The organism is Azospirillum tabaci (genome assembly GCF_014596085.1).
GTDB classification, from domain to species: domain Bacteria; phylum Pseudomonadota; class Alphaproteobacteria; order Azospirillales; family Azospirillaceae; genus Azospirillum; species Azospirillum tabaci.
Genome location: NZ_JACCJY010000018.1, coordinates 39,620 through 53,891, shown reverse-complemented (window position 1 = coordinate 53,891; position 14,272 = coordinate 39,620). Strand labels below are relative to the sequence as shown.

Below are 14,272 nucleotides of genomic sequence, written 5' to 3'. Positions count from 1 at the left end.
GGGCAGGGCGACGCCGGAAGCTATCCCCGCCGTTTGGGATCGGCAAGCGCAAGACGAGAAAGTCACGACAAAGATCCCGGCCTGTTGCCGCAATGCCGAATTGCGTCCGGCGCCGCCCTGCGACCGCGGATCAGCCGCCCAGAAAGGCGTCCCGCAGCGCGTCGCCGGGAAGCGTCTCCACCGGCCCGTCATGGATCGACTTGCCGAGCCGCAGCAGGACGACGCGACCAGCGGCCGACAGGGCGCGGGCCGCGCTCTGCTCGGCGACCAGCACCGCGGTTCCAGTCGCGGCGATGGCGCGGACGGCGGCGAAGACCTCCCCCGCCAGCTTGGGCGACAGGCCGAGCGACGGTTCGTCGAGCAGCAGGACCCGCGGGCGGCCCATCAGCGCGCGGCCCACCGCAAGCATTTGCTGTTGCCCGCCGGACAGGCGCCACGCCCGCTCCTCCGCTTTGCCCTCCAGCGCCGGGAACAGGGCGAAGACGCGCTCCAGGTCGCGGACGCGCTCGGCCCGACCCAGCCAGCTCGCCACCTCCAGGTTGTCGCGCACGCTCATGCCGGGGAAGACGCGCCGCCCCTCCGGCACATAGCCCAGGCCAAGGCGAACCCGCCGCTCCGGGGCAAGGGCGCCGATCTCCTCGCCCGCCAGCCGGATACGCCCACCCATCGCCGGGACGAGGCCGAGGATGGCCTTGAGCAGCGTCGACTTGCCCGCCCCGTTGGCGCCCAGCAGGGCCACCGCCTCGCCCGCCGCCACGGACAGCGACAGGCGGTCCACGGCAACCGCCCCGCCATAGCCCGCGGTCAGCCCCTCGACCTGCAACAGGGGAGCCCCCGTCATACCCCCTCCCCCAGATAGGCGGCGACCACGGCGGGATCGCTGCGCACCCCCTCCGGTGGGCCTTCGTAGAGCGGGCGCCCCTGGTCCAGGCACAGCACATGGCCGGCGAGCGGCAGCAGGAAGCCCATGTCGTGCTCCACCACCAGCAGCGCGGTGCCCGTGGCGGCGATGGCGCGCAGGTGACCGGCCAGTTCCGCCTTCTCCCCGTCGGTCAGCCCCGCCGCCGGCTCGTCGAGCAGCAGAACGGCGGGCTGGCGGGCCAGCGCGCGGGCCAGTTCCACCCGGCGGCGCAGCGCCGCGGGCAGACCGGCGCAGGGCTTGGCGGCGAGGTCCGCAGCGCCCAGCCGCTCCAGCGCCCACAGGGCGTGCGCCTCGGCCAGGGCGATCGAGCCGTCGCGCTCCAGCCGCGCCGCGGCCACGGCGGCCAAGACGTTGGCGCCCTCCGGCAGGCTGACCGCCTGGAACGTGCGGGCGATCCCGGCGCGGGCGATGCGGTCGGGCCGCTGTCCCGCCATATCCGAATTGCCCATCATCACCCGCCCGCCGTCCGGCGTCTCCAGTCCGGAGATCAGGTTGACCAGCGTCGTCTTTCCGGAACCGTTGGGGCCGATCAGACCGGTGATGGTCGCGGCCTCCAGCGTCAGCGACACCCCATCCACCGCCCGCACCCCGCCGAAGCCCTTGGTCAGCCCCTCCACCCGCAGCAGCGGCCCCGTCGGAATGGCCGTTTCCGGCGGGGCGGCGGGCTCGGGCAACGGTGCCGGGCGGGACGGGAACAGCCGGTCGAGCAGGCCGGTCAACCCGTGCGGCGCCAGCACGATGGTGGCGAGCAGGGCCACGCCGTAGACGATCAGGTAGCTGCGTTCCAGGAAGCGGAACCACTCCGGCAGGTGGAGCAGCAGCACCGCCCCCAGGATCGCCCCGGCCACCCGCCCCCGCCCGCCGACCACGGCGATGGTGAGGACGGAGACCATCACGGGGAACTCCAGCACCTCCGGCGAGACGACGCGCTGGGTGTGCACGGCCAGCGCCCCCGCCGCACCGGCATAAACGGCGCTCAGCGCGAAAGCGGCCAGCCGCAGCCCACCGACGTCCAGACCCAGCGTGCCCGCAGCCAACGGGTCGTCGCGCACCAGCGTCAGCGCCCGTCCCCAGTGCCCGCGCGCCAGCCTCCAGGCCACCAGCCCGCCCAGCGCCACGAAGCCCCAGACCGCCGCCGCCAGCGGCAGGCCGCGCGGCACCGCCCAGCCGAACAGGACAATGCCCGGCACGCCCGGCAATCCGTTGGCGCCGCCGGTCAGGCCGGGGCTGTTGACCGCCAGCAGATGGACGACCTGCGCGATGCCCAGCGTCGCCAGCGCGAAGTAATGGGATTCCAGCCTAAGCACCGGCAGACCGACCAGCAGGGCCAGCAGCAGCGGCACCAGCAGCGAGACCGGAAAGGTCGCGGCGAAGCCAAGACCCCACTGGCTGCCCAGGATGCCCGTCGCGTAGGCCCCGATTCCGAAGAAAGCGCCATGGGCCAGCGACAGCGCCCCACCCAGCCCGAAGACGATTTGGAAGCCGATGGCGGCCAACGCGTACACCCCCGCCACGGTCAGCACGCGCAGCCCGTACGGCGACGCGTACAGCAGCGCGTACGCCACCAGCACCGCGACCCCAATCCCCTCCCCTGCGAAGCGGGGGAGGGTCAGGGTGGGGGCCAGCGCCCACAACTTGCGCACACCGTTACGCACGGCGCCGCGCCGCCTCCCCGAACAGCCCCTGCGGGCGGGCGACCAGAATGACCAGCAGCGTCGCGTAGAGCAGCCCCAGCGCCACCGGATAGGACAGCACCGACGACACCCCCACCTCGAACAGCGCGATCAGCAGCGCGCCGGCGACCGCCCCGGGGACGGAGCCCCAGCCGCCGATGGTCACGGCGATGTAGGCCTTGAGGATCAGGTCGCCGCCCGCCGTGGGGGTGACGAAGTAGCGGTTGGCGAGCAGCAGCCCCGCCGCCCCGGCAAAGGCGGTGCCCAGCGCGAAGGTGATCAGAATCATCGCCGTCACCCGCACGCCGCAGGCCCGCGCCATCTCCGGGTCCTGGGCCGTGGCGCGCAGGCGGCGGCCGAGCTGGGTCCGCCCGAACAGCCATTGCTGCCCGGCGATCAGCAGAGCGGCGACGGCGATGATGGCCAGCGACTGCTCCGCCACCACCAGCCCGCCGAGGTCGAGCGTTCCCCCGCTCAGCAGCGGCGGTGCCGCCCGCGGCTCCGGCCCGAACAGGACGGAGGCGCCGTTCTGCAGGATGATCCCCGCCGCGATGGTGCTGATGAAGACCGCCACCGGCGGGCGGCGGCGCAGCGGCAGATAGGCCGCCGCCGCCAGCACAAGCCCCAGCCCGGCCATCAGCACCAGCACCACCGGCAGCAGGAGCAGCCCGGGCAACGGCAGGTAAGCCGGCAGATGGGGCGCCAGCGCCACGCCGAGCAGCCCGCCGGCCATCACGAGATCGCCCTGCGCGAAATTCACCGCCGCGGTGGCGTTCAGCACCAGCACGAAGCCCAGCGCGACCAGCGCGTAGGCGGCGCCCAGGGCGAGGCCGTTGACGAGAAGCTGCAGGGTGATCAAGGCCCGCTCACTTCGCCATGCCGGTCACCACGCCGGTCACGTTGTCGTAGCGCTTGGCGATCGCCGGCACGCGCGAGGCGCCGTCGTAGCAGACGATCACGGCGGAATGCGCCATGTTGCCCTTGCCGTCCGAGCGGTAGGTCATGGCAAGCCCCTGGTGGGTCCCCGCGGACAGGGCCTTGCGCACCGCCTCGGCGGTCCCCGCGCCGGCCTGCACCGCCGCCAGCACCATGCGGATGCCGTCATACTGGCCCAGCGCGAAGGCGTCCGGCTCCGCGTTGAAGGCGGCGCGGTAGGCCGCGGTGAAGGCCTCGACCTCCGGGCTGCCGCCGGAAATCGGCGAGGCCGCCGTCTCGGCGCAGACGCCCTTCAGCTCGGCCGGTTCCAGAAGCGCCGCCGTGCTCGGCTGGTGCATGGCGGAGCCGGCGACGATGGGCACCGCCACCCCATTGGCCGCCGCCTGCCGGATGAACAGGGCGGTCGGGCCGGAATGCAGATGCAGCACCAGCACGTCGGGCTTGGCCGCCAGCGCCTTGGTCAGGACGGGCAACAGATCCTTGGCGGCGGGGTCCACTCCCTCCTCGAACACCGGCTCGACGCCCAACTTTTTGAAGGCCTGCTCCAGATGGGCCTTGCCGCTCTGCCCGTAGGCGGTCGTCTGGTAAATCACCGCCGGGCGCTTCTTGCCCAACTCCTCCGCCACGTAGCGGGCGTGGGCCTCCTTGGTCACGGCGTCGCCGGGGAAGAAGCGGAAGACCCAGGGGTTGCCCTGCTCGGTGATGCTCGCCGTGCCGGACACGGTGACCAGCGGAATGCCGTAATCCTGGGCCAGCGGCAGCATCGCCAGCATCTGCGTGCCCAGCATGCTGGCCGCCACCGCCGTGACCTTGCCGCCCGCCGCGCGCTCCAGCGCCGTAACGGCGGCCTCCGGCGAGGTGCCGGTGTCGATCACCTCCGACCGCACCGCGACACCCGCGGGCGCGTCCTTCAGCGCCAGGACCGCGCCGTTGCGCTGGCTCGTGCCCTCCAGCGACAGGAAGCCGGTCAGCGGCACCAGCACGGGGACCGAGGCCTCGCCCGCCCGCGCCGCGCCCGGGAGGAGCGACGCCGAAAAGGCCGCCGAAAAGACCGTTGCCGAGAGGATGGAAAGGAAGCGCCGCATGGATGTGTCTCCTCCTGCCCGGCGAAGAACCGCGCGAGGACGAGGAGGCCAGGGGTGTAGCGGCGGCACAGCCTCGAACGCTTGGCTCCCTTCGCTGGCATGACCCAGATCAGGTTCGATGGGTGTGGTCTCAGCCCGCCTTGCGGCAGGCACCCCAGCCGTTCGTGTGCACAGTGTGAGTCCGTCGCGCGGCTGTCAAGCGGCGGCCCGGCACCTTTTCACAATTTCGCAACGCAACAGACACCGGAGAGTCGCGCTTCCCGTGGTTCCTTCCGCCGCCGCCGGCCCGGGCCGGACCGTCGCCCCAACCGGAAAGTCGTCACGAAGCATGCGGCCCACCCCGTCGCACAGCACCGTCACCTTGCACCCCTTCGCCACGGCGCAGGGCCGATGCGGGCTGCGCGCCGTCCTGTCGGGGCGGGTCGACCACGCGGCCCTGCCCGGCCTGACGCCCCTGCTCCGCCGCGTCGTGGACGCGCAGGCCTTGATCCTGTGCGTCGATCTGGGACGGGTGGAGTTCCTCGATTCCTGCGGCATCGGCATTCTGCTGGCGCTCCGCAACGCGGTGCTCGACCACGACGGCGCCATCGCCTTCGAGAATCACCCGCCGCGAATCCGGCGCGTGCTGGAACGCAGCCGGATCATCGCCCTGACGGACTCCCCGCGCCTCATCGACCGCGCATTGGCGCTTCCCGCCGCCGCCTGACTCGTCAGCCGCCGCGGCGCAGCGTTTCCCGATAGAGGATGTAGAGCCCGCTGGCGATGATGATCCCCGCCCCGGCCAGCACGGTGGGGGTCGGCACGTCGCCGAAGACTAGGAAGCCGAGCAGGGTCGCCCAGATCATCCCCGTGTACTCGAAGGGCGCCACCACCGCGGCGCGGCCCAGGCGGAAGGCCTGGGTCATCAGCACCTGCGCCGCCCCGCCCAGAGTGCCGACCAGAAGCATCAGCCCGAGGTCGAACCCGCCCGGCTGCACCCAGTCGGGGATCGCCGCCACGCCGCTCACCACCGTGGTGGTCAGAAGCAGATAGACGACGATGGCCGTGTTGCTCTCCGTCCGCGACAGGCCGCGCACCGCGATCATCGCCAGCGCGTAGAAGAAGGCCGCGGCCACGCCGACGAAAATCGGCAGGAGCGGTGCGTCGGCCTCCGGGCGGGCCATCACCACCACGCCGCCGAACCCGACCAGCACCGCCGCCCAGCGCCGCCAGCCCACCGACTCGCCGAGCAGCGGCATGGACAGCGCCGTGATGAACAGCGGCCCGGCGAAGCTCAGCACATAGACCTCGGCCAGCGGCAGATGCCGGAAAGCGTAGAAGAAGCAGCCCATCGACAGCAGCCCGGCCAGCGAGCGGAAGACGTGGGCGAAGGGCCGCCGCGTGCGCATCCCGCCCCAGCCGCCGCGCGCCACCGAAATGCCGCCGACCAGCACCAGCGCCACCACCGACCGCGCGAACATGAGCTGCGCCACCGGATAGCCGCCGCTCAGATATTTGATGAGCGTGTCCATGCCCGCGAACAGGAAGATGGCCAGCAGGAAGCAGCCGATGGCGCGGCGTGTGTCATCGCTGGCAGCGGCGGGAAGAGCGGCGGCTTGGGTCATGATTGCACAGTATCTGAGCAACCATAACACTGCCCAATGCCGCAACCGCAGGTCTGGCCCGCGCGGCGGCGTTCGGCGGGACACCGGCGTTTCGCGCTTCGTGAATCGACGTTCGGGCGTTTGGCGAAGCGAAGCCGGCCTTTCGCGGATCGGCGCTGGCCCTGGCCGACGCGGTGGACAGTCTGGCGGGCGTCACCACCGCAAGGGTCCGCCATGCTCCTGTCAAAGCCGATACCCCAACCGATCCGTATCCTCGTCGGCGTCTCGCCCTGGATCGCCTTCGGCGTCCTCCAGCCGGCGGGCCATGCGGCGGCCGTGCTGGCGGCGCTGCTGCTCAGCCTGACGCTCTGCGCCCATGATTGGCGTGCAGGATCGCCGAAGGCGCCGGAACTGATCGCCGCCGCCTTCTTCGCCCTGCTGCTCCTCATCGGACCGCTGGAGCGGATGGGGGTGACCGTCCATCTAGTCCTGGCCGGCATGGCCTTCGCCTCGCTCGCGCTGGGCCGTCCCTTCACCCTGCCCTACGCCCGTGAGACGACACCGCCCGGCCTGTGGCACCTGCCGCAGTTCGTCGCCGTCAACAAGGCGGTCACCGCGCTGTGGGGAGTGGTCTTCCTGGCCGGCGCCGCCGGCTTCGCCGTCGCAACGGAGGTCGGCGCTGTCACCTCCGCCCTCGCCACGCTGGTCGGCCTGCTGGGGAACCGCCGATTGCCGGATTGGCTGGTCAACCGGACCGTCGCCCGCCGGCTGGCCGAGCGGGAGCCTTACCCTTGGCCCGCGTCCGCCGTCCTTGAACAAACGGACGGTGTCGTCATCGTGGGCGCCGGCATCGGCGGGCTGACCGCGGCGGCCCTGCTGGCGGAGGCCGGGGTTCGCGTCACCGTCCTGGAGGCGCACGACCGTCCGGGCGGCTACTGCTCCTCCTGGGACCGCAAGCTGCGGATGCGCGACGGGACGATGGGCCGCTTCATCTTCGACGCCGGCGTGCATGACGTCAGCGGCACCCGTCCGGACGGGCCGGTCGGGCATCTGCTGCGCACGGTCGGAGTGGCGGACCGCCTGCGCTGGCACCCGGTGAACCGCGCCATCGTCCGGGATGGCGCCCTTCAGCCATTGCCCGGCGACGCCGCGGGGCTGGCCGCCCTGATCGCGCGGGAGCATCCCGGCAGCGCCGCCGGGGCCGCCGCCTTTCTGGAGGAGATGCGCGGGGTTTACCGTGACCTCTACCGCGGCTGCGCCGAGACCGGCCTTCCCCACATCCCGCGCAGCGTCGCGGCGATGCGCGCCTATCCGCTGGAGTGCCCGCAGGCCTTCGGCTGGCAGGAGCGCGGCTTTCTGGAGATGCTGGAGCATTACGTGCCCGACGCCGGAGCCCGCGCCCTGCTGTCCAGCCTGACCGGCTATTTGTCCGACCGGCCGGAGCGGCTGGGTGCCACCCAGATGGCCCCGATCTTCGGCTACTTCTTCGATGGCGGCGCCTACCCGGAGGGCGGATCGCAGCGGCTGGCCGACGCGCTGGTCGAGGCGATCCGCGCCAAGGGCGGCGAGGTCCGGCTGCGCACCCCCGTCCGCCGCATTCTGGTCGAGGACGGCCGGGCCGCCGGGGTCGAAACCATGGGCGGGGAGCGCGTCGTCGCCGCCGCGGTGATATCCAACGCCGACGCCCGGCGGACCCTGCTGGAACTGGTGGGGGAGGAGCATCTGCCCGCCGGTTGCGTGGAGCGATGCCGGGCGTTGCGCCCCACGACCTCCGCCTTCCTGGTCACGCTGGCGCTGGACATCCGCCCGGACCTGCCGGCTATGACTTTTCTGACGGATGCCGGGATGGCGCTGGCGCTGCCCTCCGCCCATGACGCCGGTCTGGCGCCGCCGGGCTGCGCGGCGCTGACGCTGATGCGGCTGGACCCGGCGGGCGGCGCCTGGGACCGCTCCGCCATCGACTACCGCGCGCGGAAGACGCGGGAGGGCGATGCGATGATCGCCGCAGCCGCGGCCGTGATCCCGGATCTGGAGCGCCATATCCTGCACCGGCAGGAGGCCAGCCCCGCCACCTTCGCCCGCTACGCCCACACGACGGAGGGAGCGATCTACGGCACCGATCCGGCGCTTCCCGCCAAGTCGCCGGTGCCCGGCCTGTTGCTGGCCGGCGGCGGGGTCTTCCCCGGTCCGGGGGTGGAGGCCTGCGTCATCTCGGGCCGCCTCGCCGCGGAGGCTCTGGTGGGGCCGGTGCGGGCGTGGCAGGCCGAGGACGGGCGCCACGCCGCGTGACGCCCCGACCTCTTACAGCCGGCCCTTTACAGCCGGCCCTTTACAGCCGGATGCGGTCGGCGATCAGCGGCCCGGCCGGCGGGGCGGTGTCGGCCACGGTGAAGGCGCGGCGGAGCAGCGCTGCCGCGTTCTCCGCCTGCGCCGCGCTGCGGGCATGGACGATGGCGAGCGGGCGCCCGGACGGTCCCACCGAAGCGCCCAACCCGGCAACCTCGGCCAGCCCGACGGCGAAATCGACGGGATCAGTCGTCTTGGTCCGCCCGCCGCCCAGGGCCACCACGGCGATGCCGACCGCCCGCACGTCGATGGCCGCCACCACGCCCGCCCGCTCGGCGAAGACCGGCTGGACGACGGGGGCAGCGTCCAGATACCGGTCCGGAGCGTCCAGCAGGTCCGCCGGGCCGCCCAGCGCGTGGACCATGCGGGCGAAGCGCTCGGCCGCCTGCCCGCTCGCCATCGCCTGGTCGAAGCGGGCGCGGCCTTCAGCGGCGTCGGGAGCCAGCCCGGCCAGCACCAGCAGTTCGGCGGCTTGGGCGGCGGTGACCTCGTAGAGCCGGGAGTCGGCTGCGCCGCCGCGCAGGATATCGATGCACTCCCGCATCTCCAGCGCGTTGCCGGCGGTCAGGCCCAGCACCTCGTTCATGTCGGTCAGCAGGGCGACGGTGGGCAGCCCCGCGCCCTCGGCCACGGTGACGAGGCTGTCGGCCAGTTCCCGCGCCTTGGCGATGTCGGGCAGGAAGGCGCCGGAGCCGAACTTCACGTCCATCACCAGCGCGTCCAGCCCCGCCGCCAGCTTTTTCGACAGGATCGAGGAGGTCAGCAGGTCGATGGTCTCCACCGTCGCCGTCACGTCGCGGATGGCGTAGAGGCGGCGGTCGGCGGGTGCGATGTCGTCGGTGGCCCCGATCACCGCGCAGCCGACCTCCTTCACCACCCGCTCCAGCGTCGCCCGGTCGGGCTTGGCGCGGTAGCCGGGGATGCTCTCGAACTTGTCGAGCGTTCCACCGGTGTGGCCCAGCCCACGGCCCGACACCATCGGCACGAAGCCGCCGCAGGCAGCCAGCGCCGGGGCAAGGATCAGGCTGACCTTGTCGCCGACGCCGCCGGTCGAATGCTTGTCGACCACCGGTCCCGGCAGGTCCAGATGGTCCCAGCGCATCACCGTCCCGGAGTCCCGCATGGCCAGCGTCAGGGCCACCCGCTCCTCCAGCGTCATGCCGCGGAAGAAGACGGCCATGGCGAAGGCCGCCGCCTGCCCTTCGCTGACGGAGCCGTCGGTGATGCCGCGCACGAAGGCGCCAATCTCCGCCGCGTCCAGGCGTGCGCCGTCGCGCTTCTTGCGAATCAGTTCCTGGGGAAGCATCCGTGCGTCCGTTCCGTGGTCAAACCGTCGCGCGGATCAATAGCCGGCGGTGGCCGGCTGGGCAACCGCCCCACCGCCCTTGCCGTCACCCTTGCCGTCTTTGCCGTCCTTGCCGTCGCTCTTGCCGCCGCCGCCATGGCCGGCTGTGGCAAGCAGCGAGTCCAGCAGCGCCGACGCGCCGAAGCGGAAGGTCTCCGGCTTGGCCCATCCCTTGCCCTGGATCGCGGTGGCGAGCGCCAGGAAGGCCGCCGCCCCATCGGCGTTGCGGATGCCGCCCGCCGCCTTGAAGCCCACCGGCTTGCCCGATTCGTGGATGACGTGCAGCAGCAGCGCCGCCGCCTCCAGCGTCGCGGCGGGCTGCACCTTGCCGGTGGAGGTCTTCAGGAAGTCGGCCCCGGCGGCGATGGAGTCGCGGGCGGCCCAGGCCAGCAGCTCCGGGTCGGGGAAGCAGCCGGATTCCAGGATCACCTTCATCGTCACGTCGGTCCCGCAGGCCTCGCGGCAGGCGCGGATGACGTTCATCGGCTGGGTGCGGGCGCCGTCGATGAAGGCGCGGTAGGGAAGCACCACGTCGATCTCGTTCGCGCCGTCCTTGATGGCCGCCTTGGTCTCCGCCGCCACCGTCGCCGCGTCGGCCTCCCCCGAGGGGAAGTTGACGACGGTGGCGATCTTCACGCCGCTGCCCTTCAGCGCCTTGCGCGCGGTCTTGACGAAGCGCGGCCAGACGCACACCGCGGCGACCTTTCCGGCGGGGCTGACGGCGCGCTTGCACAGCGCTTCCACCGTCTGGTCGGTGTCGTCGTCGTTCAGGCTGGTCAGGTCGAGCAGGCCGATGGCCCGGCCGGCTCCCTTGGCGTCGGCCTTGACGGCGGCCACGGTGTCGAGCGCCCGTTGCAGATCGGCGGGAAGTTTCATGACCGGCGTCCTTCGTCTATGTTCAGCCCGTCGAGAAAGCCGGTCAGCAGCCGCTCCAGGTCGGAGGCGGCGGCCGAGGCGGCGCGCAGGGTCTGGTCATGGTCCACCGGCCCGTCGCCGAGTCCCACCCCCAGGTTGGTGATGACCGCGCAGCCCGCGACCCGGAGGCCGCAATGCCGCGCGACGATGCATTCGGGCACCGTGGACATGCCGACCGCGTCCGCCCCCAGGACCTTCAACATCCGGACCTCGGCCGGCGTCTCGAAGGAGGGGCCGGGATAGGCGGCGTACACGCCCTCGACCAGATCGATGTTCAACTCCAACGCCCGGCGCCGCATCAGCGCGCGCAGGGCCGGGTCCCAGGCGTCGGTCATGCTGGGGAAGCGCGGGCCGAAGCTGTCCTCGTTGGGACCGGTCAGTGGGTTGGCGCCCAGCATGTTGATGTGGTCGGAAATCGCCATCAGCCGCCCCGGCCCCACCTCCACCCGAAGCGAGCCGGCGGCGCAGGTCAGCACCAGCGTGTCGCAGCCGGCCAGCTTCAGCGCGCGGATCGCCGTCTTCAGCGCGTCGAAGCCGTTGCCCTCGTAGGCGTGGACGCGGCCCTGCATGCAGGCGACGGGCTGGCCACCGAGATGGCCGAGCACCAGCCGGTCCATGTGTCCTTCCACGCTGGGCAGCGGGAAGCCGGGCAGGTCGCCGTAGGGCATGACGGTCGCCCCCTCGATCCGGTCGGCGACCCCGCCCAGGCCGGAGCCGAGCACGATTCCCACCCGCGGGCGGAAGCCGGGGACCCGGTGCAGGATTTCCGCGGCGGCGCGTGCGGCGGTCATGACGGTCAGTTCCCCTCAGAAGTCGAGATTGTCGGGGCCGAAGGAGTGGGGCAGCAACTCGTCCAACCGAAACGTTTGGCGAAGCCCTTCCGGTCCACAGACATGAATCGGCGTGTCGGGTTTGGCGAACTCGCGCAGGCGCTGGCGGCACCCGCCGCAGGGCGTGCAGAGCCGCCCGTCGCCGGGCTTGCCGCCCATGACCGAGATCGCCCGGATGGTCCGGTCCCCGGCAAGGATCATCGCCCCGATGGCCGAGGCCTCGGCGCACTGGCCCTGCGGGTAGGCGGCGTTCTCCACATTCGCCCCGGCGTGGATGCGCCCGGACTCGCCCAAAATGGCCGCACCGACCGAAAAATGAGAATAGGGCGCGTAGGCCTGCGCCATCGCGTCGCGGGCGGCGGCGATCAAAGAGTCGACAATCGGGGCCTCTTGCGGGTCGCTCATCACCGCTCCTTCACATAGGGGACGCCGCTGGCCTTGGGCGCCACCGCCCGGCCGACGAAGCCGGCGAGCAGAAGCACGGTCAGCACATAGGGCAGCATCTGGATGAACTGCACCGGGATCACCCCCACCACCGGCAGCGGCACGCCTTGCAGGCGGACCTGCACCGCGTCGGTGAAGGCGAAGAGCAGGCAGGCGAACAGCGTCGGCCAGGGCCGCCATTTCCCGAAGATCAGCGCGGCCAGCGCCAGATAGCCCTTGCCCGCCGTCATGTCGCGCACGAAGCCGGCGCCGTGCGCGGTGGACAGGTAGGCGCCGGCGATTCCGGTCAGCACCCCGGTGATGATCACCGCCTGATAGCGCAGCCGCGTGACCGACAGCCCCGCCGTGTCAACCGCCGAGGGGTTCTCCCCCACCGCGCGCAGCCGCAGCCCGAAGCGCGAGCGGGTGAACACCCAATGGGTCGCCACCACCAGAAGGACCGTCAGCCAGATCAGGACGCTGGCGTCGTCGATCAGCTCCCGGTAGACGGGGCCGAGGACCGGGACGCCGGACAGCGCCTCCACCCCCGGCAGATGGATCTGCGGCAGCCGCGCCTCCCCCGGCAGCAGCGGGGTCTGGCCGCCCTGGCGGAACCAGGCGTAGGCCAGGGTCGGCGCCAACCCGGCGACCAGGATGTTGATCGCCATGCCCGACACCACCTGATTGCCCTTGTGGGTGATGCAGGCGAAGCCATGGACCAGCGCCAGCGCCACCGAGGCCGCGACGGCGGCGCCCAAGCCCAACCAGGGACTGCCGGTGGAGGAGGCGACGGCGGCGGCGAAGAAGGCGCCGGCCAGCATCTTGCCCTCCAGCCCGATGTCCACCACCCCCGCCCGCTCGCTGTAGAGCGCCGCGAAGGCGGCCAGCACCAGCGGGGTCGCCACGCGGATGGTGGCGTCGGCCAGCAGCAGGACGACGAGCAGGGCGTCATCCATGCGCTGTTCCCCCATCATGGCCCCCGCCGCGGCGGCGGAACAGCGCCTCGACCCGCGGCTTGAACAGGTTCTCCAGCGCCCCGGCGAACAGGATGACGAGGCCCTGGATGACCATCACCAGCTCCCGGTTCACGGTGGGGTATTCGAAGGACACCTGCCCGCCCCCCTGCGCCAGCACGCCGAACAGCAGCGCCGCCAGGACGATCCCCACCGGGTGGTTGCGCCCCATCAGCGCCACGGCGATGCCGACGAAGCCCACCCCGCCGGTGAAGTTCAGCAGGATGCGGTGCTGCACCCCCATGATCTCGTTCACCCCGACGAAGCCGGCAAGCGCCCCGGAGATCGCCATGGCCAGGATGATGTTCCGCGCCGGGGAGATGCCGGCATAGACCGCCGCCCGCTCGTTCCGCCCGACCGTGCGAATCTCGTAGCCCCAGCGGGTCCGCCACAGGAACAGGTAAAACAGCGCGCAGCAGGCCAGCGCCCACAGGAAGGACAGGTTCAGCGGCGAGGCCGGGACGGCGATGCCGGCCCAGCCGAGGACCCGGTCCATGGTGGGCAGCCAGACGCCGGGATCGAACTCCCGCGTTTCCGGCGACTGCGATCCGGGGCGGATCAGCACGTCGACCAGCAGATAGGTCATGACCGCGGCGGCGATGAAGTTGAACATGATCGTCGTGATGACGATGTGGCTGCCGCGCTTGGCCTGGAGCCAGCCGGGGATCGCCGCCCACACCGCCCCGAACAGAGCCGACAGGGCCACCGCCCCCAGCGCCGCCACCGGCCAGGGCCAGCCGGTCAGCGCCAGCCCGACCAGCCCGGCCCCCAAACCGCCGAGATAGGCCTGCCCTTCCCCGCCGATGTTGAACAGCCCGCAATGGAAGGCGATGGCGACCGCCAGTCCGGTGAAGATGTAGCTGGTCGTGTAGTAGAGGGTGTAGCCGATGGCCTCCGGATAGCCGACCGCCTCGGTCACCAGCAGCGCCAGCACGTCCAGCGGATTCTCGCCGATCACCAGGATGACCAGCCCGGACAGGGCGAGGGCGGCGAGCAGGTTCAGCAGCGGCAGAAGCGCGTAGCCGACCCAGCCGGGCACCTCGCCCGGCCGGCCGAAGCTCCGGCCCGTCACCCCCTGCGCCGCGTCCTGCGCCATCCCGGCTCCATCCGTGGTCACGCCCGTTCACACGCCGGACGGCTTGAACGTCCCTGCCCACTGGAAAGTGCCCCGCGCACGGGGCCAGCGCAAGCGGGAGCGTTC

General features: G+C 72.0%; 13 protein-coding genes and 1 riboswitch. Of the genes, 2 read left to right on the top strand and 11 right to left on the bottom strand.

What is annotated here, in order from left to right:
• Nucleotides 1-130 precede the first annotated feature (130 nt).
• The 4 genes from H0B54_RS16875 to H0B54_RS16860 are packed head-to-tail and all read right to left on the bottom strand — an operon-like array spanning nucleotide 131 to nucleotide 4,616.
• A complete protein-coding gene (locus H0B54_RS16875) occupies nucleotides 131-841 on the bottom strand; it encodes an ABC transporter ATP-binding protein (protein WP_188261286.1) in 711 nt (236 codons plus the stop codon).
• Nucleotides 838-2,577 carry a branched-chain amino acid ABC transporter ATP-binding protein/permease gene (locus H0B54_RS30265; RefSeq protein WP_343068962.1) on the bottom strand — a complete coding sequence of 580 codons (1,740 nt, stop codon included), beginning with the start codon at nucleotides 2,575-2,577 and terminating at the stop codon, nucleotides 838-840. Before H0B54_RS30265 ends, H0B54_RS16875 begins: the two co-directional genes overlap by 4 nt.
• Nucleotides 2,570-3,454: a branched-chain amino acid ABC transporter permease gene (locus H0B54_RS16865; RefSeq protein ID WP_188261285.1), complete on the bottom strand. Its 885-nt coding sequence runs from the start codon at nucleotides 3,452-3,454 to the stop codon at nucleotides 2,570-2,572. The genes H0B54_RS30265 and H0B54_RS16865 overlap by 8 nt, the downstream gene beginning before the upstream one ends.
• Before the next feature lie 7 nt (nucleotides 3,455-3,461).
• A complete protein-coding gene (locus H0B54_RS16860) occupies nucleotides 3,462-4,616 on the bottom strand; it encodes an ABC transporter substrate-binding protein (protein WP_188261284.1) in 1,155 nt (384 codons plus the stop codon).
• A 69-nt stretch (nucleotides 4,617-4,685) separates the two neighbouring features.
• Nucleotides 4,686-4,783, bottom strand: a riboswitch (TPP riboswitch).
• A gap of 161 nt (nucleotides 4,784-4,944) precedes the next feature.
• Here H0B54_RS16860 and H0B54_RS16855 point away from each other — a divergent pair.
• Nucleotides 4,945-5,322, top strand: a complete 378-nt coding sequence (locus H0B54_RS16855) for an STAS domain-containing protein (protein ID WP_188261283.1) — start codon at nucleotides 4,945-4,947, stop codon at nucleotides 5,320-5,322.
• A gap of 4 nt (nucleotides 5,323-5,326) precedes the next feature.
• Here H0B54_RS16855 and H0B54_RS16850 read toward each other — a convergent pair whose 3' ends face one another.
• Nucleotides 5,327-6,220, bottom strand: a complete 894-nt coding sequence (locus tag H0B54_RS16850; RefSeq protein ID WP_188261282.1) for a DMT family transporter — start codon at nucleotides 6,218-6,220, stop codon at nucleotides 5,327-5,329.
• A gap of 213 nt (nucleotides 6,221-6,433) precedes the next feature.
• Here H0B54_RS16850 and H0B54_RS16845 point away from each other — a divergent pair, with 213 nt between their 5' ends.
• Nucleotides 6,434-8,488, top strand: a complete 2,055-nt coding sequence (locus tag H0B54_RS16845; RefSeq protein ID WP_188261281.1) for a phytoene desaturase family protein — start codon at nucleotides 6,434-6,436, stop codon at nucleotides 8,486-8,488.
• Between the two features lie 40 nt (nucleotides 8,489-8,528).
• Here H0B54_RS16845 and deoA read toward each other — a convergent pair whose 3' ends face one another.
• The 6 genes from deoA to H0B54_RS16815 are packed head-to-tail and all read right to left on the bottom strand — an operon-like array spanning nucleotide 8,529 to nucleotide 14,167.
• Complete coding sequence (deoA, locus tag H0B54_RS16840; RefSeq protein WP_188261280.1) at nucleotides 8,529-9,851, bottom strand: thymidine phosphorylase; 1,323 nt, start codon at nucleotides 9,849-9,851, stop codon at nucleotides 8,529-8,531.
• 36 nt (nucleotides 9,852-9,887) lie between these two features.
• Complete coding sequence (gene deoC / locus H0B54_RS16835) at nucleotides 9,888-10,766, bottom strand: deoxyribose-phosphate aldolase (RefSeq protein ID WP_188261279.1); 879 nt, start codon at nucleotides 10,764-10,766, stop codon at nucleotides 9,888-9,890.
• Complete coding sequence (locus H0B54_RS16830) at nucleotides 10,763-11,596, bottom strand: purine-nucleoside phosphorylase (protein ID WP_188261278.1); 834 nt, start codon at nucleotides 11,594-11,596, stop codon at nucleotides 10,763-10,765. Before H0B54_RS16830 ends, deoC begins: the two co-directional genes overlap by 4 nt.
• 15 nt (nucleotides 11,597-11,611) lie before the next feature.
• Entirely contained in the window at nucleotides 11,612-12,040 is a 429-nt protein-coding gene (cdd, locus tag H0B54_RS16825) for a cytidine deaminase (protein ID WP_188261277.1), read from the bottom strand.
• Nucleotides 12,040-13,014, bottom strand: coding sequence for an ABC transporter permease (locus tag H0B54_RS16820; protein ID WP_188261276.1), 975 nt, complete (start codon nucleotides 13,012-13,014; stop codon nucleotides 12,040-12,042). The genes cdd and H0B54_RS16820 overlap by 1 nt, the downstream gene beginning before the upstream one ends.
• On the bottom strand, nucleotides 13,007-14,167 hold the full coding sequence (locus tag H0B54_RS16815; protein ID WP_188261359.1) for an ABC transporter permease: 1,161 nt from the start codon (nucleotides 14,165-14,167) through the stop codon (nucleotides 13,007-13,009). Before H0B54_RS16815 ends, H0B54_RS16820 begins: the two co-directional genes overlap by 8 nt.
• Between the last annotated feature and the right edge of the window lie 105 nt (nucleotides 14,168-14,272).